This is a genomic window from Paraburkholderia sp. BR10141 (assembly GCF_056155635.1).
Map to the genome: position 1 here is coordinate 1 of NZ_JBMIQH010000168.1, position 244 is coordinate 244.

Sequence of the window (244 nt, forward strand, 5' to 3'; positions counted from 1 at the left end):
AAGTACACGCTGTTCTGCGAAGGCTGCCGCGGGCACCTGGGCCGTCAGCTGAACGAGAAGTTCAAGCTCGGCAAGGATTCGGATCCGCAGGTCTACGGCATCGGCATCAAGGAACTGTGGGAGATCGATCCTTCGAAGCACCAGCCCGGCCTCGTGATCCACACCGCCGGCTGGCCGCTCGAGTCGGACACGTACGGCGGCTCGTTCCTGTACCACATCGACAACAACCAGGTGATGGTGGGCT

At 61.9% G+C, this 244-nt stretch carries 1 protein-coding gene; it reads left to right on the forward strand.

The features are described from left to right. A partial coding sequence (locus ACOJB8_RS41325; RefSeq protein WP_475018035.1) for an NAD(P)/FAD-dependent oxidoreductase occupies positions 1–244 on the forward strand: 244 nt, incomplete at both ends.